This window comes from Nocardia sp. CA-084685, from assembly GCF_050955785.1.
In the GTDB taxonomy this organism is placed as follows: domain Bacteria; phylum Actinomycetota; class Actinomycetes; order Mycobacteriales; family Mycobacteriaceae; genus Nocardia.
In genome coordinates, this window is record NZ_CP192094.1 from 7,350,354 (window position 1) to 7,367,044 (window position 16,691).

At 65.3% G+C, this 16,691-nt stretch carries 17 protein-coding genes and 1 pseudogene; 8 read left to right on the forward strand and 10 right to left on the reverse strand.

The features are described 5' to 3' along the window. Window positions 1-61: 61 nt before the first annotated feature. Entirely contained in the window at window positions 62-1,072 is a 1,011-nt protein-coding gene (locus ACQP2U_RS32625) for an AraC family transcriptional regulator ligand-binding domain-containing protein (RefSeq protein ID WP_433710974.1), read from the forward strand. 49 nt (window positions 1,073-1,121) lie between these two features. Here ACQP2U_RS32625 and ACQP2U_RS32630 read toward each other — a convergent pair whose 3' ends face one another. The 4 genes from ACQP2U_RS32630 to ACQP2U_RS32645 all read right to left on the reverse strand — a co-directional run bounded on the left by ACQP2U_RS32630 (window position 1,122) and on the right by ACQP2U_RS32645 (window position 5,050). Beyond that, window positions 1,122-1,313 carry a hypothetical protein gene (locus ACQP2U_RS32630; RefSeq protein ID WP_433710975.1) on the reverse strand — a complete coding sequence of 64 codons (192 nt, stop codon included), beginning with the start codon at window positions 1,311-1,313 and terminating at the stop codon, window positions 1,122-1,124. 194 nt (window positions 1,314-1,507) lie between these two features. Then, window positions 1,508-2,578 (reverse strand): CobW family GTP-binding protein, encoded by a 1,071-nt coding sequence (locus ACQP2U_RS32635; RefSeq protein WP_433710976.1) that lies wholly within the window; start codon window positions 2,576-2,578, stop codon window positions 1,508-1,510. Between the two features lie 258 nt (window positions 2,579-2,836). After that, window positions 2,837-4,267, reverse strand: a complete 1,431-nt coding sequence (locus ACQP2U_RS32640) for an N-acetylmuramoyl-L-alanine amidase (protein WP_433710978.1) — start codon at window positions 4,265-4,267, stop codon at window positions 2,837-2,839. Between the two features lie 207 nt (window positions 4,268-4,474). Then, window positions 4,475-5,050 (reverse strand): sigma-70 family RNA polymerase sigma factor, encoded by a 576-nt coding sequence (locus tag ACQP2U_RS32645; protein ID WP_433710979.1) that lies wholly within the window; start codon window positions 5,048-5,050, stop codon window positions 4,475-4,477. Window positions 5,051-5,219: 169 nt separating this feature from the next. On the opposite strand from ACQP2U_RS32645, the gene ACQP2U_RS32650 reads away from it, so the two are divergent. The 4 genes from ACQP2U_RS32650 (at window position 5,220) to ACQP2U_RS32665 (ending at window position 8,144) form a co-directional block, all read left to right on the forward strand. Beyond that, the gene (locus ACQP2U_RS32650; protein WP_397035305.1) at window positions 5,220-5,585 is read left to right on the forward strand and encodes a hypothetical protein; all 366 of its coding nucleotides are present in this window, start codon (window positions 5,220-5,222) and stop codon (window positions 5,583-5,585) included. 55 nt (window positions 5,586-5,640) lie between these two features. Next, complete coding sequence (locus tag ACQP2U_RS32655) at window positions 5,641-6,390, forward strand: SDR family oxidoreductase (RefSeq protein WP_433710980.1); 750 nt, start codon at window positions 5,641-5,643, stop codon at window positions 6,388-6,390. A gap of 145 nt (window positions 6,391-6,535) precedes the next feature. Continuing rightward, a complete protein-coding gene (locus tag ACQP2U_RS32660; RefSeq protein ID WP_433710981.1) occupies window positions 6,536-7,738 on the forward strand; it encodes an MFS transporter in 1,203 nt (400 codons plus the stop codon). 4 nt (window positions 7,739-7,742) lie between these two features. After that, window positions 7,743-8,144, forward strand: a complete 402-nt coding sequence (locus tag ACQP2U_RS32665) for a PaaI family thioesterase (protein WP_433710982.1) — start codon at window positions 7,743-7,745, stop codon at window positions 8,142-8,144. A gap of 66 nt (window positions 8,145-8,210) precedes the next feature. Here ACQP2U_RS32665 and ACQP2U_RS32670 read toward each other — a convergent pair whose 3' ends face one another. Further along, window positions 8,211-9,068, reverse strand: a complete 858-nt coding sequence (locus ACQP2U_RS32670) for a cyclopropane mycolic acid synthase family methyltransferase (RefSeq protein ID WP_433710983.1) — start codon at window positions 9,066-9,068, stop codon at window positions 8,211-8,213. A gap of 410 nt (window positions 9,069-9,478) precedes the next feature. On the opposite strand from ACQP2U_RS32670, the pseudogene ACQP2U_RS32675 reads away from it, so the two are divergent. Further along, window positions 9,479-10,585: pseudogene (locus ACQP2U_RS32675) on the forward strand (transcription termination factor Rho, short form); the annotation flags it as partial. A gap of 137 nt (window positions 10,586-10,722) precedes the next feature. Here ACQP2U_RS32675 and ACQP2U_RS32680 read toward each other — a convergent pair. From ACQP2U_RS32680 to ACQP2U_RS32690, 3 genes are all read right to left on the reverse strand, one after another. Continuing rightward, the gene (locus ACQP2U_RS32680) at window positions 10,723-11,481 is read right to left on the reverse strand and encodes a dienelactone hydrolase family protein (protein ID WP_433710984.1); all 759 of its coding nucleotides are present in this window, start codon (window positions 11,479-11,481) and stop codon (window positions 10,723-10,725) included. 40 nt (window positions 11,482-11,521) lie between these two features. Continuing rightward, on the reverse strand, window positions 11,522-12,625 hold the full coding sequence (locus tag ACQP2U_RS32685; RefSeq protein WP_433710985.1) for an MAB_1171c family putative transporter: 1,104 nt from the start codon (window positions 12,623-12,625) through the stop codon (window positions 11,522-11,524). Between the two features lie 248 nt (window positions 12,626-12,873). Further along, the gene (locus ACQP2U_RS32690; RefSeq protein WP_433710987.1) at window positions 12,874-13,311 is read right to left on the reverse strand and encodes a DoxX family protein; all 438 of its coding nucleotides are present in this window, start codon (window positions 13,309-13,311) and stop codon (window positions 12,874-12,876) included. 98 nt (window positions 13,312-13,409) lie between these two features. On the opposite strand from ACQP2U_RS32690, the gene ACQP2U_RS32695 reads away from it, so the two are divergent. Further along, a complete protein-coding gene (locus ACQP2U_RS32695; protein ID WP_433710988.1) occupies window positions 13,410-13,973 on the forward strand; it encodes a TetR/AcrR family transcriptional regulator in 564 nt (187 codons plus the stop codon). Between the two features lie 37 nt (window positions 13,974-14,010). Continuing rightward, a complete protein-coding gene (locus ACQP2U_RS32700; RefSeq protein WP_433710989.1) occupies window positions 14,011-14,370 on the forward strand; it encodes a hypothetical protein in 360 nt (119 codons plus the stop codon). A gap of 120 nt (window positions 14,371-14,490) precedes the next feature. Here ACQP2U_RS32700 and ACQP2U_RS32705 read toward each other — a convergent pair whose 3' ends face one another. Beyond that, window positions 14,491-14,841 carry an HPF/RaiA family ribosome-associated protein gene (locus ACQP2U_RS32705; protein ID WP_397035313.1) on the reverse strand — a complete coding sequence of 117 codons (351 nt, stop codon included), beginning with the start codon at window positions 14,839-14,841 and terminating at the stop codon, window positions 14,491-14,493. A 120-nt stretch (window positions 14,842-14,961) separates the two neighbouring features. Next, window positions 14,962-16,230: an MFS transporter gene (locus ACQP2U_RS32710; RefSeq protein WP_433716653.1), complete on the reverse strand. Its 1,269-nt coding sequence runs from the start codon at window positions 16,228-16,230 to the stop codon at window positions 14,962-14,964. Window positions 16,231-16,691: the final 461 nt, after the last annotated feature.

Genomic DNA, 16,691 nt, shown 5'->3' on the forward strand with positions numbered 1-16,691 from the left:
AATATGTGCGGGATAGCGTTCCCCCGCACGAGATAGGTCGATCGGCGGTAGGAGGGGCGCATTGGGAACCGATCAGGTGCTGCTGCACAGATTTGTCATCTCGCAGCTGACCGATGCGGGACTGGATCGAGATCGGCTGATCCGAGAGACCGGCCTACCCGAATGGACCATGGTCGGCGAGGACGTACACCTGCCGAGCCACACCTTCTCCCGACTCTGGGAACTGGGCGAACACGGGCTCGGCGATCCGAATGTCGCATTGCGTGTGGCCAGCCGCTACAAACTCAGCAGCCTCGGCCTCTACGACTATCTGTTCGCCACCGCGCCGACCCTCGGTGCGGGCCTGGCCACCTGCGGCCCGTATGTGGCCGCGGTGACCACCAATCACCGCTTCGACCTGGTCACCGAGAATGAGCACGAGGTCACGCTCTATCTGGACATGATCGATGGCCATGGTCGCGGCCGTGACCTCACCCAACTGTGGGGACTGACCGCGGTACTCAGCCGCGCGCGACGCGTGCTCCGCGATCCGCTGATTCCGCTGCGGGTGACGTTGCGGCAGCAGGCGCCGGACAAACTCGATACCTTCATCGAGGTATTCGGTACGGCCGCCATCGAATTCGACGCACCGGTCGATGCCATGACCTTCCTTGCCGCCGATATGGAACTGCCGCTGACCACCAGCGATCCGGTGCTGGCGACCGTGCTGCAGCCGCTCGCCGACGCACTGCCCCCACCGCCGACTTTGCCGACCGCATGGTCGGATCGAGTGGCGACCGCGCTGGCCGAGGCGATGGCCGAGGGTGCGGTATCGCTGGATCGGGTGGCCCGCCGGCTCGCCACCAGTCCACGGACGCTACAGCGTCGGCTGATGGAGGCGGGCACCACGTGGCGGATGGAATTGGAGCGGGCTCGGGATACTCGCCTCGCACAAGCGAGCGCGAATGGCGTCACCCTGAGTCGATCGCGTCAGGCCGAACTGCTCGGATATTCGGATGTGGGTTCGATGCGGCGGGCAGCACGCCGTCGATCCATGACCCAGCTCAGATACCGATCGGAACTGCCGGTCTGATCCGCCGCATCCCCCGTGCCGCATCCGGCGCACGGTCACTCGGGCTCGATCAGACCTTCAGGAAGGTCGCCGCGATCCGCCAGAAGGTCGAATCCTCAATGGCGCGAAAATCCCAGCTGTCGGCGATATCTCGGGATGCGGCGACGATGGCGGGCACATCGAAATCGTCGCGAGTCGCGGTGCCCTTGGCCTCCAACGCGGCGATCACGTACGCGGTGGCACTCTCCCAGGTCTCTGACACGGAACTCTCCAATCGGTCGTAGAGACAAAATACGGTCGATCACGGTTCTCGAACCGACACCGCACGCGCCACGTTCGCTCCGTTGCGCACATGCCGCGCGCGGCGGGACAATATTCAGTTCTATGTCCGTGCGATCGCCGCGCCAAGTACCGAACACGCCAGCTTCGAGCAGAACGCGCCAAACTTTTCGAGGGTCAGTGCGGGGTGTAGCGCCAGACGCCGAGCATGGCTTGCTGATCGAGCGGTTCGGCGGCGGTGTGCACGGTCTCGTGCAGCCGCGCGAGTGCCGCATCGGCGGGCAGACCGGCACCGATCAGCACCAAACGGGTCGTGCGCGATTCGCCGCGCGACCAGGAGTCCGGTTCGAAGACGATGTGGCGACCGACCATGTGTAGCACGAACTTTCGACGTTCGGCCGCGACCCCGAAGGCCGCGAATCCCTTGGCGCGGAACAGTCCGGGCGGCGGATCCTCGAGGAATTCGACCAGCCGGCGCGGATCCAATTCCCGCTCGCTGGTGAAGGACACGCTGGTGTAATCATCGTGCAGGTGCCGGTGCGGCCCGTAGCGACCGCTTGCAGGTCGTTCGAAAAGATCGGCATGGTCGTGGTGATCGTGGTCGTGGAGCAGTTCGTCGAAGCTCAATTGTTCGGCGACCCGCGGAACTTCCCGCAGCGGCTCGTCGAACAGCAGGCCCGGCTCGATGCGGCCATGGGTGGTCGCGTAAACCGGCACCTGCCCGATCAGCTCGGTGATCTCCTGCCGCAACCCGTCCAGCCGCTCCGACGACACCCGATCGGCTTTGTTGAGTACAACCAGATCCGCCAAGCGCAGATGGGTGGCGAGTTCCGGATGACGCTCACGACTGTCCGGGAACTGCGCGGCATCGACCACCTCGACCAAACCGCCGTAGCGGATGCGCGGGTTCTCGCTGCCCACCACCATCCGGATCAGATTGCGCGGTTCGGCAAGTCCGCTGGCCTCGACCACGATCACGTCCATCTTGGCGCGCGGCTGCGCAAGCCTGGTGAACAAGTCATCGAGTTCACCGACGTCTACCGCGCAGCAGACGCAACCGTTGCCGAGTGACACCATCGCGTCGACCTGCCCGGCCACCAGCATGGAATCGATATTGACGGCCCCGAAGTCGTTGACCACCACCCCGATCCGGGTGCCCCGGTTATTGCGCAGCAGATGGTTGAGCAGCGTTGTCTTCCCGGAGCCCAAGAACCCGGCGACTATGAGAACAGGAATCCGCTGAGCCACCCGGCCGAGTCTATTGGCAGCGCCTACGACGCTGCGTATTCGCGGCCGATGAATGTCGGCATCGCCTGCGATTCGATGAGGGGTCGTGGTCGGGCGGCGGGGGCCTCGCGTCCGAGCCGTCGAGACTCGCGCCTGCGGCGCATGTGCTTCGATGACTCGGACGCGAGACGGGCCACGAACGTCCCCGGTAAGACTCGCTCCGCAGTAGTTGCCCCAATGCGGGCCGCTCGCGACTATGTCCACAGTCGGGCTGCCGTGCTACTTGGTCGGGCCGAGCAGGGTGCTGGCCAAGGTGTAGGCGAAGTTGATCAGTTCCGAGGTGATCATGGTGTTGTCCAGGCCGAGGGACCTCGCCAACGGCAGCATCATTTGGATAATCGTGCCAACGAGTGCTGGCAGGGTGCCGGTCGTGCCCGGGACGGTCTGGCCCGGCGACAACTGGGAACCGGGTGTGTGGCCCGAACCGGGCGACTGTGGGGTGTTGGGGAGCCCGTAGCCCTGCGACTGCGGCGCGTTGGGCGAGAGCCCGTAGCGCTGCGACTGCGGTGCGTTGGGCGAGAGCCCGTAGCGCTGCGACTGCGGTGCGCCTGCTTGCGGAGCACTGGTGGAGTGCGCCGACCCCGGTGTCTGCGTGTCCGGCGAACTCGGCAGTTCTGCGTAGCCCGGTGCCTGTGCATATCCCTGCGGCGGGTTCAACGATGCGGGTGCGGTCGGCGCCGTCCCCGCGGTATTCGGCGCCGCTGCGGGTTCGGGAACGACCGAAGCCTGTGCTCCATCAGGAACTGCGGCGGGAGCCTGCGGAACCGCCTGTGCCTGCGGTGTATTCGATAGCGGAGCCGAGGCCGGCCGATCGCCCGACCCGGTCTGCGCCGGAATCGTGCCCAGTGCCGTCATCGCCTGCTGCGCGCCGAGCAGGAAGCCGACCAGGCCGGTCGTAATGGCCAGGGCGTGCTTGACTTGACCCTCGGGACTCTCCAGCAGTGCGGCGTCCTCGACATTGGCGCCATTGCCCATCTCGATGAATACATCGGGCACGGTGGTCATCGCAGGACCTGCTACATCCGCGCGGGTCTGCAAACCGTCCTGTGCGCCCGCATAATTCGCGGCCGGGAATCCGGCCTCCAGATACGCGTCACGCACCGCCTTGGTCGCCGTGAGACCCGGCCCGGACTGGGCCTGATCGGCCCTCGGATCCGGGATCGGCAGCTGCGGCACGATCAGATGGAAGCCGCGGTCCTGCGCCGGCGCGCTATCGGCGTGGATGCTCACCGCGACATCGGCGCCGGAGGCATTGGCGGCCTGCGCGCGTTCATCGACGCAGCCGCCCCATCCGGAGTCGTCCTGACGGCTGAGCACCACCTTGGCGCCTAGATCCTGCAGGGCGGCCCGAACCAGATCGGCTACCTTCCAGTTGATGGTGTGCTCGGGCACGCCGTTGATCGTGGTCATGCCGGTGGTCTGGCAATCCTTGGTACCGCCACGACCGTTGCCGACTTGCTTCGCCAAGTTCTCGGCGTGGTTGGGGCCCTGATGACCCGGGTCGAGGAATATCGTCTTGCCTGCGAGTTTCGTGGAGATATCCGGCGATGCCGGATCGGCGATCGCGGCGGGCGTCAGCCCCGACAGCGTGACCACCACGGCGGCCGTGACGGCGCCGCAGATACCGGTACTGATGATGCTTGGCTTCATGTGCGGTGTCGGTGCCCCGGGACGGGGCACCCCTCCCTTCCCACTAGTAACACCAAACCCAGTGGTTCACTCTGGCAACGCCAGCATCAGCAAAGCAAGCCCAGTTATCGAAATGTTATCGATGTATTCGCATGTATTCTCCCTGATCAGACGTCCAAACTGCTGCTCCCACCGCCCCGAGAAGGGGATTGCCAGCCGGATGCGGGCTCAGGCCCCTATCGGCAAACGGCGCAGAGACCGCAGGGCGTAGTGCACCCGGGTCTTGACCGTGCCGACCGGAACGCCGAAGTCATCGGCCACCTCTTGATAGGCCCGGTCCCGCAGGATCACCTCCACCACCGCCGCACGTTGCGAGTCGGGCAGCCGGGCGAGTAGATCGGCGACGAGCAGACCGTCGACGAGACGTTCGGCGAAGTCCGGATTCGCGAAGCGGACATCGCTGAGCTCGGTGATCTCGTCCCAGCCGGTATCCGCGGGCCGGGCGGCGCGGGCACGGGCGATATCGATCATGACGTTGCGTTCGATCGCGAGCAGCCAGGTGCGCACCGTGCCCTTGCGTTCATCGAACCCTGAGCACGAGCGCCAGGCTCGCAGCAACGTCTCCTGGACCGCGTGTTCGGCGATGCCGGAATCGCCGAGTCCGCGCATGGCGCGCCAATGCAGTAGCGCGCGATCCGCGGCTAGCACGGCGGCGAGCCCGTCGTCGGTACAGAGCCCAGCACATGCCACCCCGCAAGTCGACCGCCTGCCCGCGACATCGACCACCGGACAAATACCACTCATACAAGAGATATCGCCGAAATCCGGTCGAGTGGAATCACGCCCCAGCAGAATCTGGCGATTCCACCGAAATCGGCCACTGGGTCTGGTAGACCTTGGCCCCGGAGATACGGGGATCTCCGCAGGTCAGCCGCCAGTGGCGGCCAGAGCACAATTTCGAGGAGACAGCAGTATGCGTGCAAGCACGCTCGTGATCGCGGGGGCGATGGCGTCCACCGTGACACTGCTGGGCACCGGCACCGCGGCCGCCCAGCCCCGCAACACCATCACCGAGGACGGTGTCTATCTGGTCGGCGTCGATATCTTCCCCGGGGTTTGGGAGGGCCAAGGCACCTCTGACCCGGCCGTCGGCTGCGACTGGCGGCGGCTGCGCAAGGTCGAGGGCGATAACACCGATCAGCACTACATCATCAATAACGAGTTCACCAGGAACCGTCCGGTCCGCGCCGAGATCGCGCCGACCGATGTCGCGTTCAAGACCGTGAACTGCGGCGCTTGGCACATGCTGCCACCGAGTACCGGCTCATTCGGCGGCTGAGCCGAACGCCGCGGCAATATTGACTCGCGTTCAGTAACCGCTATGGTTCGCAATCATGACGCGGAGCAAGATCCTGATCACCGGCGCGAGCGCCGGACTCGGTGCGGCCATGGCGCGGGATTTCGCCGCAAAGGGCCGGAACTTGGCCCTGTGCGCCCGACGCCTGGACGCGCTCGAAGCCCTGTGCGAGGAACTCACCGCCGCGCACCCGGGGATTGCCGTCGCGGTCCGCGCGCTCGACGTCGATGATCATGCGGCCGTCCAACGGGTTTTCGCGGAATTGCGCGATGAACTCGGCGGATTGGATCGGGTGATCGTCAATGCGGGTATCGGCAAGGGCGCGCGGCTCGGTACCGGTCGCGCGGATGCCAATATCGCCACGGCTACCACAAATTTCGTGAGTGCCCTCGCCCAGATCGAGGCGGCATTGGAGATCTTTCGCGCTCAGAAGTCGGGGCACCTGGTGCTGGTGTCCTCGATGAGCGCGGTGCGCGGCCTGCCGGGCAAGAAGGCGGCCTACTCCGCGAGCAAGGCGGGCCTGGCCGCCCTCGGTGAGGCACTCACGGTCGAATTCGCGACTTCACCGATCGCGGTGACCACGCTGCTGCCGGGTTTCATCGCCACCGATATGGCGGCGCAGGCCGGTGACGCGCGCATGGTCGCGCCACTGGCGAAGGGTGTGGCGTCGATGGTGCGGGCGATCGAGCGGGAGCGGATTCGTGCCTGCGTGCCGGGGTGGCCGTGGCGACTCATCGATGTGGTGCTGCCACATCTGCCGCGCGCGGTCGTTGCCCGCATGAGCTGAAGCCAGTCGACGCGACAGCGATCGGCTCCGTCGACTTCCTGGCGCACGCCGGGCATCGCACTCGCGCCGAATAGTTGGCACCGCAGCGGCATTCGCGGCTGGAACCCGCCAGAACTCGGCGCGCGGGATTGCTGGACTGGAGCACATGTCCACAGTCCTTGCGCCCTCCCCCAGCACCGTCTCCCGGCCGCCGCTGATCCGGTGGCTCGCCGTCGTCGCGGTCATGCTCGGCATCTTCTCGATCGTGACCACCGAGATTCTGCCGATCGGCCTGCTGACCTCGATTGGAGCCGATTTCACGATCTCCGATGGCATGGCTGGGCTGATGATGACCCTGCCCGGGCTGCTGGCCGCGATCGCCGCGCCCATGGTGACCGTCGCGGCCGCCCGGATCGATCGCCGATTGCTGCTGTGCGGCTGCACGCTATTGCTGGTGATCGCCAATGCGGTGGCCGCGAGCGCGCCTGAGTTCTGGGTGGTGCTGGCTTCGCGCGTACTGATCGGGATCACCATCGGCGGCTACTGGTCGATCGCGGCCGGACTCGCCGCACGATTGGTGCCGCCGGAGTCGGTGCACCGGGCGACGGCGGTGATTTTCTCCTCCGTCCCGCTCGGCTCGGTGCTCGGCGTGCCCGTGGGCACCTTCATCGGGAATATCGCGGGCTGGCGGGCCGCGTTCGTGGTTTTGGGCGTGGTGTCCGGGGTGGTGCTGGTGCTGCTCGCGGGCGCATTGCCCGCGCTGCCCGCCGAGCAGGTTCTTCGCCTGACCGCACTGCGCGTCAGTCTAGGCCGCGCGGAAGTCCGAACCGCTTTGCTCGCAACGTTTTTCGTGGTGATCGCGCAGTTCGGCAGCTACACCTACGTCACGCCGTTCCTGGAGCAGGTCACCGACGTGAGCGCTGCCACGATCACGGTGCTGCTGCTGAGCTACGGTGTGGCGGGCATTGCCGGGAACTTCCTCGGCGGCACTCTGGTCGGTCGTCCCCGCCTCGCGCTCGGCTTCGCGGCGAGTGCGATGGCGGCCGCGATGCTACTGCTGCCGACGCTGGGTCGCTGGGAGTTCGGTGCGGTGGCACTGCTCATCGTCTGGGGTATCGGATACGGCGGTGTGCCGGTGGTACTGCAGACCTGGTTCGCCGTAGCGCAGCCCAATGCCCCCGAGGTGGCGTCGGTGCTGTTCACCGCCTCATTCCAGGCGACCTTCTGTGTCGGTGCGCTGGTCGGCGGACTGATCGTGGATCGGACCTCACCCGGGGCGGTACTGGTCTGCGGCGGCGCGACAGTGCTGCTCGTACTGCTCATTACCTCCGGAGTAGTCGACGCGCGGCGGGTCGATCAGGCAGGCTGACTCCATGATCGATGAGGTGGGCACCAAGCTCTTTCACCAGTCCATGCCGTTCACCGAGCGCCTCGGAGTCGAGGGGCTCGAACACGGTGCCGCATTGGTGCGCAGTCGGATCGCATGGGACGAATCACTATGCACGCTGGGCGGAGTAATGCACGGTGGGGTGCTGATGTCGCTCGCCGATGGGACCGCCGCGGTGTGTGCGTTCCTGAATCTGCCCGAAGGCAAGCAGGGCACCACGACCGTGGAGTCCAAGACGAATTTCCTGCGGGCCGTGCGCTCCGGCTATGCGACCGCGACGGCGCGACCGCTGCACGCGGGACGGTCGTTCATCGTGGTGGAAACCGAAATCCACGATGACGCAGACAAACTCGTCGCCAAGGTGACTCAGACCCAGGCCGTCCTCTGACGCCGAGCCCCAGGCTCACTTCACCGCCGAGCCCCGAGGCTCACTTCACCGCCGGAGCCCCGAGGCTCACTTCGCCATTGTGAACTGCATGACATCGAGGTGCCCGCTGCGGAAGTACTGGGCACATCCGGTGAGGTACTCGAGGTATCTGGCATAGACCTCCTCCGAGGCGATCCGCACCGCCTCATCGTGATGGTCCACCAGCGCGTCGGCCCACTGATCCAGCGTGCGCGCGTAATGCAGGCGCAGCGGCTGGATCTGTTCGGTGCCGAGTCCGGCCTGCCCGGCCAAGCGAGTGACCTCGGCGGGCTGGGGCAACTGTCCGCCGGGGAAGATCTCGCGCTTCACGAAGATGTGGAAAAGCGCGGCCTCCCGGGTCACCGGAATATTCATGCGACGCAGGTCGTTGAGGGTATGGCCGATGATCGTATGCAGCAGCATCCGGCCGTCGGGCGGGAGCATGTGGCTGCAGCATTCGAAGAATGCCGGGTACCGCTCGCGGCGGAAATGTTCGAACGCACCGATGCTGACAATCCGGTCCGCACCCCCGTCGAACTCCTCCCAGCCCTGCAGCCGAATCTCGACGCCTGCCACACCGCGCCGATCGATCTGCGAGCGGACGTGCTCGTACTGATTGCGGCTCAAGGTGAGTCCGACGACCTTCACCCCGTAGCGCTCGACCGCACGGAACATCGTCGCACCCCAACCGCATCCGATATCGAGCAGGGTCATCCCGGGCCGCAGATCCAATTTGCCGAGCGCGAGATCGATCTTGGCGAGTTGGGCCTGTTCGAGGGTCATATCGTCACGCTCGAAGTAGGCGCAACTGTAGGTCATCGACGGGTCGAGGAATAGTCGGTAGAAGTCGTCGGAGACGTCGTAGTGCGATTGGACTTGCCGGTAGAACGGTTCGAACTCGGCCATTGCAGCTCCTACCTTCCGTCGGTCTGGCCGGATATGGACTGATACGAGACACACCGCCGAGCCGTTCACATGGTCGGCTACCGATACGAAAATGTGGCCTGTTCCGGTTGCCATAGTCGGGCTGTGACCGTTGCGCAACAGCCGTTCGACGATGTACCCTCGGCCTTGTCCTTGTGGATGTTGGTATCCCGGCCGATCAGCGCCGGACCCCCACAAGATCTCTCAACTCCCCCACCACGATGGTAATCCACCTCGTTCCCGGAGCCTAGAGGGCATTTCACCGCAGCGACCCCGATCGCCGCTGCCTCATACGGCCGCTCGCCGTACCCACGCAAAGGAAAACCATGAAAGACAACGCATTTCCCGTACCACAAGACGGGGATACGGCGGCCGAGACCGCTGCGCACCCCGTCCGATCCGTCAGTGGCATCCTCGATATCACCGACAACCGCGCCGCCACCCTCCGGGTCGACGGCTACCTCCCCAGCCCGCACGACGTGCACGTGCCACCTCGACTCATTCGCGAATTCGGTTTGCGCCGTGGCGATTTCATCGTCGGCATCGCCGAACCCGCGCACAGCGGCAAACTCGACCCGTTGACCCGCATCGAATCGGTCAACGGACAGGACCCCAAGCGGCCACCGGCACGGCCCAATTTCGAGAATCTCGTCCCCATCTATCCCAATGAGCGGTTGCGTCTGGAGACCGAACCGCATGCCATGACCACCCGGATCACCGACTTGGTCATGCCCATCGGCAAAGGTCAGCGTGCACTCGTCGTCGCACCGCCCAAGGCGGGCAAAACCTCTGTGCTGCAAGCGATCGCGCACGGTATCGCGAAGAACCACCCGGAGTGCGAACTGATGCTCGTACTGGTCGGCGAACGGCCCGAGGAGGTTACGGATCTGGCCAGGTCGGTTGCCGCCGATGTCGCCGCCGCCACCTTCGACCAAACTCCGCGTGAGCAGATCGCGCTCGCCGAACTCGCCATCGAACATGCCAAGCGGCTGGCCGAAATGGGCCGAGATGTCGTCGTGCTGCTCGACTCACTGACTCGCCTCGCCCGCGCCTACAACAACGCCGCTCCGTCCTCCGGGCGGGTACTCTCCGGCGGCGTCGATGCCGCCGCGCTCGCGTCGCCGAAGAAATTCCTCGGCGCCGCACGCAATTTCGAGAACGGCGGCTCGCTCACCATTATCGCCACCGCGCTCGTGGAGACCGGTTCGCTGGCCGACACCGTGATCTTCGAGGAGTACAAGGGCACAGGAAATGCCGAGCTGAAACTGGATCGCACGACCGCGAGCCGCCGAGTCTTCCCGGCCATCGATATCGCACAATCCAGCACCCGCAAGGACGAATTGCTGCTCACCCCGGACGAATTAGCGGCGACGCACCTGTTGCGCCGCACGCTCGCCGCGGTGGACGGTCAGCAGAGCATCGACCTGCTGCTGGAGGGTCTGCGTCAGGCTCCGACCAATGCCCAATTCCTGGCCCAACTCGGTGCCAAGCGGCATTGATCCGCTTGACGCGCCTCTATTAAGGCTCCTTTAAGGCCCTGTCAAGCTCTCCGAGGAATATTTATTGCAGCCCGATCGGGCCTGTCTTCGGAGGGGGAGACAGGGCCGGTCGGGTTCTCGACGTATTCGGTTCGGGTTCAGCTCAATTCGGTGGCAAAGAGCTCGGCGGTGCGCTGCCACGAATCCTGCGCGGCGGCTTCGTCGTACGGTTCCCGGCCAGGGAAGAAGAAGGCGTGCTTCGCACCCGGGTAGACCACTGACTCGTGCCGCACACCGGCCTGATTCAAGGCCGCCTCGACTTGTTCACGCTGTTCGACATCGATGACATGATCGAGTTCGGCGAAAAACAGCAGCAGCCGGACATCCCCCTTGGCGATGTTCTCGGTCGCGGCCAGCAACGGCTCCGGCCTGCTCAACGCGGTGCCCGCGGTGGTCAGCCAGCCCGGGTAGAAGATCGCCGCGGCATCCAGGTCCAGTCGAGTGGCCGCGAAGTAGGCAAGGTGGCCGCCGAGGCTGAAGCCGAGCACACCGGTCTTGTCGGTGGCGCCGCCGTGCTCGCGGGCATAGGTGATCGCGGCCCGGAAGTCGGCCTCCACACCGTCGCGGGTGAGCTCGCCGAGCAGGCCGAAGGCGCGCGTCCGGTTCTCATCGGTCTCGGCCAGTCCCGCGACCGTTTCCGGACCGGAGCGGTGATAGACGTTCACCACGAAGGCCACAAAGCCGAGTTCGGCGACCCGATCGACAATCCGGCGCGCGTCCTCGGTGAGTCCCCACAGCTCGGCGCCGACCAGTACGGCCGGAAAGGCGCCGTCGCCTTCCGGACGGGCCAGATAGCCGGTCAGCGGTGAGCCGTCCACATCGAGGTCGAACTGCCGAGAAACGATCTTGTAGGTCATGGGATACAGCCTATGGCCGTGGGTGTTCCGCGGCACCCGATCATCGCACCGCGGTCTCGCGCCAGACGCGGGCGAGACCGAGCAGATGCCGGAGTTCGGCGTCGAAATCGTGTGCGGTCATGGGCTGCCGGGGGCTGGATCCGGCGGAGGCGGGAAGTTCGCCTGCCTTTCTGGCGCGCACCGCGTGCGCCAATCGGTATGCGTAATCGGTTATCTCCCAATCTGATTCGGACTGATGCTGCGGCTGCGCGGTCTCAGCGGGGAGGTAGGAACCGAGGTGCAGCAGTGCATCGCGGATTTCCACGGTCATGCGGAAGAGCCGGGTGACCGGATCCGCACCGTGGCGTGCGTCGGCGGGCAGCACGATCTCCGGGACCGCGCCGGTGAGGTCGCGCCACAGCGGTCGAAGTCGGCGACAGATTCGGCCGTCGCGATCCCAACCGGCGAGCGTCAGCAGCGCGCTGAGCAAGGGGATCGCGAGCAGGGTCACGTCGAGGGTCAGGCAGAGCACGAAATCCAGTTCTCCGCGCGGCAAGTGCGGACCGAGGTCGGGGCGTCCCGTCAGCAGCTGCGCGGTGGACAGCGCCTGACCGCTCAGGACGAAGCCGCCGCTGCTGCCGAGAATCCAGCAGACCACCTGCATCTTCGCGCTGAGGTCGCCGAGGCGCAGCTCGTGGATGCCCGAGAGCAGGAAGACGACCATATTGACCGCAAGCGGTGCGGCGTAGGCGATTCCGAATATCGCCGCGGGACCGTGGGCGCTCAGATCGACCGCTCGCCCGTGGTCCTGTGCCATCATCCCGGCGAACAGCATGACGATGGTGGCCGCCGCCGCGACGAAACCGCACCGACGCAGCCGCCGCCATACCGCGGCCGACTCGGTCTCGGCGAGAATGTATCGGGCTATGACGTATAGGTGCATGGTCGTCATCACCACGCATCCCAGTGCAAGGAGGTAGACCGGACTGGTGACGCTCGCTTGGGCGCATCGGTAGCACACCAGGGCGGCGATGCTCCAGAGCAGCATCCGATTGATGAGCTGATCGATGATCATGTCCCGCAACAACATCAGCCGACCCAGCGTGATGACGCCGACGTAGCCGAGTACCAGCCAGCCGAGTGTCGCGGGAATCAGTGATGACATCGATACCTCTCGGCCGCGGAACTCGTGCCCGTCGCAGAATACCGGCGCTATCGCGCTCCGACGCGCACCGCGAGCCGGACCCCAACCACACCGGGAAACTACCGCTGGCTGGTATCGAGATCGGAGCTGTCGCGGTGGGCCGCTATTTCCGGGTCGGAGCGGCTCGGCCGAGCCGACCGATGCCGTAGCAGTGGGCAGACACGACAATGTCGGCACCCGAATTCGGTATGCCGACATGTGTTTTGGGATCAGCTGAATAGGACGAGTCCTGCTGCGCCGAGGAATATGAACTGTACGACGGTGCGCAGCGGCAGCGGCATGGTCTTGATGCCGATATCCGCCCGGGCCGCACGGATATTCGCCGGGAACATCACGATCAGGAGCAGGATCAGGCCCACGGCGGCGAGTTTGGCGACGGGCGGAATCAAAAGGCCGATCGCACCGCCGATTTCGAGCAGGCCGGTGAAGGTCACCCAGCCCGCCGGATTGGGCAACCGCGGCGGAACCATGGCGATCAGTGCGCCGCGCTTCGGCTCGACGAAGTGCGCGCTCGAGGTGAGGGCGAACATCGCGGCCAGGCCGAGTGCGGCGGCGTGCGGCCAGGAGTCGAGCCAACCGAGGTTGCCGAGCCAGCCGATGAACCGAGCGAGTCCGGCGATGACGATGAGTACAACCAGCGGTGCCATCAGAGTCTCCTGTGGGTCGAACACCTAATCTTGACAGTGACTAGATTACGTTTGAGCGGGAACTTGTCAATGACTAGATTTTCGGTGACCATCGAGACATGGCGAAGAGCGGCTATCACCACGGCGATCTGCGGGCCACCATCCTGGCCGCGGCCGCCGACCAAATCGCGACCGATGGCGTCGACGCGGTTTCCCTGCGCGGGCTGGCACGCCGCGCCGATGTATCGCATGCGGCTCCCGCGCACCACTTCGGTGATCGCGCCGGACTACTGACCGCACTCGCCATCGAGGGTTTCGACCTGCTCGCCGCACAGCTGGCCGCGGCCGGACCGGACTTTCGCGAGGTCGCGGTCGCCTACACCCGCTTCGCCCGCGAACATCCTGGTCATTTCGATGTGATGTTCCGACGTGAGCTCCTGCACGCCGACGACGAGCGCTTGGTCGCCGCCCGCACCGCGGCGGGTACGGCGCTGCGTTCCGGAGTCTCGGTCATGCAGCCCGACAGCACCGTCGAGCAGCAACAAGCCACTCGCCTCGCCGCCTGGTCGCTGGTCCACGGCTTCGCGGCACTGTGGCGCGACGGGGCACTACAGGATTCGGCGGACAGTTCCGATCCGGAAACCCTGGCCCGCCGGATGATCGCCACCGTCCACTTCGAATGAATATGGCCCGTTGGCCTTTGGCCGTAAGTTCGTAGGCATGGACATCCATGCCTACCCCACCGAGGCGAACACACCGGTGGATCTCGCCGAGGCACAACGCCTCGCCGACCACTACCTGCCCGCCGATGACGGCATCATCAACCTGCTCACCGAATTCGACGCGGGCTTCACAGTCGTCGCCATCATCGCGCCAGCACCGGGTATCGACCCACACAAACCCCCACTCCCCCCGACCATCGGCGGTTCGGTCTGCGTCATCGACAAACCCACCGGCGCCATCTCCTACTGGCCCACCTACCCCACCGCCGCAGTCGCCGAACAGTACACACAGGCAATGCAATCCGGCCGCCTCATCATCGAAGACAGCTGGCCGGAAGACTCGCCCGAAGGCGACTGAACTGTCCCCCACCCATAATGTATGCCGCGCACGATTCAGCACGCCACGCACGGTTTTGCCCGGATATCCGTGCGCGGCGGGACAATTCGTGCGCAGCAACGGGCGGCGGTTCGGCGGTTGTTATTTGGCGGTCGAGTGCCTGATGGTTTCGCCACCCTTTGTGTGGTGTAGGCGGCCGAAGCGACTGTCGAGGAGATTCGCCATGGCGTCGGCGGCGCCGGTGTAAGCCTCTTCGACGGTGGCTGCGCGATGGGTTACGGCGACCGGTGGCTGACCCGATATCCGAGCCTCCACTACGCACTGCTTATCATCCGGCCCGCCTTTATCGGCGTTCAGATCGGTCAGGTGGACTTCGAGTCGGGTGAGCTGCTCACTGAAGCGGTCGAGTGTGGCAGAGAGCGTCGATTCCACACGCTCGGCCAGTGATGCGCCGCCGTGGATATTGCTGCCGGTGTTGACCTGGATCTGCACGAGCGTCTCCAATCCGATAGGTGTTTGCCTATGGTTACCGGCTCGCGGAGCGCGAACTCAGCAATCCATCGGCAATGCCGACACTACTCGCACAGGTGTGTGCTCAGCAGATCCCTGAGTTCAGGCGGGCTGCGCCGCGATCGGTGGCTTCAATTCCTGGGCATCGGGGACCACGGTGCCGCGCAACGAGGTTCCAGCGGTCTCGCGCAAGAAGGACCAAGCGACAAGTCCGATCAGGCTGGCGCCGACCATATACGCGGCCGGGAACAGCGACCAGCCGGTTGATTCGATCGCGGCCTCATTGACCAGCGGAGCGGTGCCGCCGAATGCGGCGGTGGAGATGTTGTAGCCGAGGGCGAAACCCGCATAGCGCACATGTGTCGGGAAGATCGCCGGGAAGGTCGAGCTGATGGTCGCCAGCTGCGGCACATACAGCAGGCCGAGCACGACGAATCCGGTGATGGCCCACCCAGTTCCCTGCCCCATCAACCAGTACATGGGCAGCGCGAGCACCGCGAGTCCGACCAGCGAGACCAGCCAGAGCGGGCGGCGGCCCACCCGGTCCGACAGCCTGCCGAAGAACGGCAGCACGATCATCATCGCGAACTGCCCGATCAGCATCATGGCGGTGGTGGTCGACTCGCCGACGCCGATGGTTTTCTGCAGGTAGGTCGGTTGATAGGTGAGCAGGGTGTAGTTCACCACGTTCAGGGCGACCACCAAGCCGATCAGGGTAAGGGTTTCGCGGCGATAGGTGGTCAGCACCTCCCACACGCCGCCCGGCGGGTGCGGCTTATCGGCCACCTCGGTGAATACCGGCGACTCGTCCAGATGTGAGCGCAGGTACCAGCCGATCAGGCCCAGCGGCACCGCGAACAGGAAAGGCAGGCGCCAACCCCAGTCGTGCATCGCATCCGAACCGAAGATCACCTGGCACAGCAGCACCACTGCCGAGCCGCCGACAAATCCGCCGAGGGTGCCGAATTCCAGGAAACTGCCGAGGAATCCGCGCCTGCGGTCGTTGGCGCATTCGGCCAGATATGTCGCGGCGCCGCCATATTCGCCACCGGTCGAGAACCCTTGCACGACGCGCAGGGAGATGAGCAGAACCGGTGCGAACCAACCGATCTGGGCATGGGTCGGGAGCAGACCGATGCATCCGGTCGCACCAGCCATCAACAGAATTGTGGTGGCCAGCACGGCTTTTCGGCCGAGTCGGTCACCGAGCGGTCCCCAGACCATGCCGCCCAGCGGGCGCAGCAGGAAGGAGATCGCGAAGCCGAGCATGGTGCCGAGGGTGCCGAGTTCACCCGGAAAGAATGCGTCGGTGAGGTAGGTGGCGGTCGCGGCATAGACGCCGTAGTCGAACCATTCGGTGGCATTACCCATCGCGGAGGCGGCGACCGATCGGCGTAGCGTCTTCTTCTCCGATTCGCGATCCGTCACGTGCGCCTCCTCACCAACCCCGGTCAGGGGCCTCGATTCGTTCGACCGGCCCGCTCCGGATTTTCCGAGTGCAGACCCGGAACTAACCGGTACCCACGTTCCAAACTGGGCAAACAAGCGGCGGGCCCGCTGAGCCGGTGACCGGCCCGCCGCCACCTGCGAGATCAGCGGCAAATGTGAGCATGGTCACAGTTGTCTTTCAGCGCGACGAATGCTGTTCGTTATCACCCGTCGCTGCGGGTGACTCCTGGGCGCGTCTCGCCGCCGAAACGAGCCGACAGCGGGTGTTGCGAACACCGCCACCGACATCCATGCGAACCGCTGAGAGAACTCATAGAAATCCAGTGTCTCCCGCACCCGGATACCCCGCCTCCCTCGCCAGGATGACCCGACACTCATCCGCG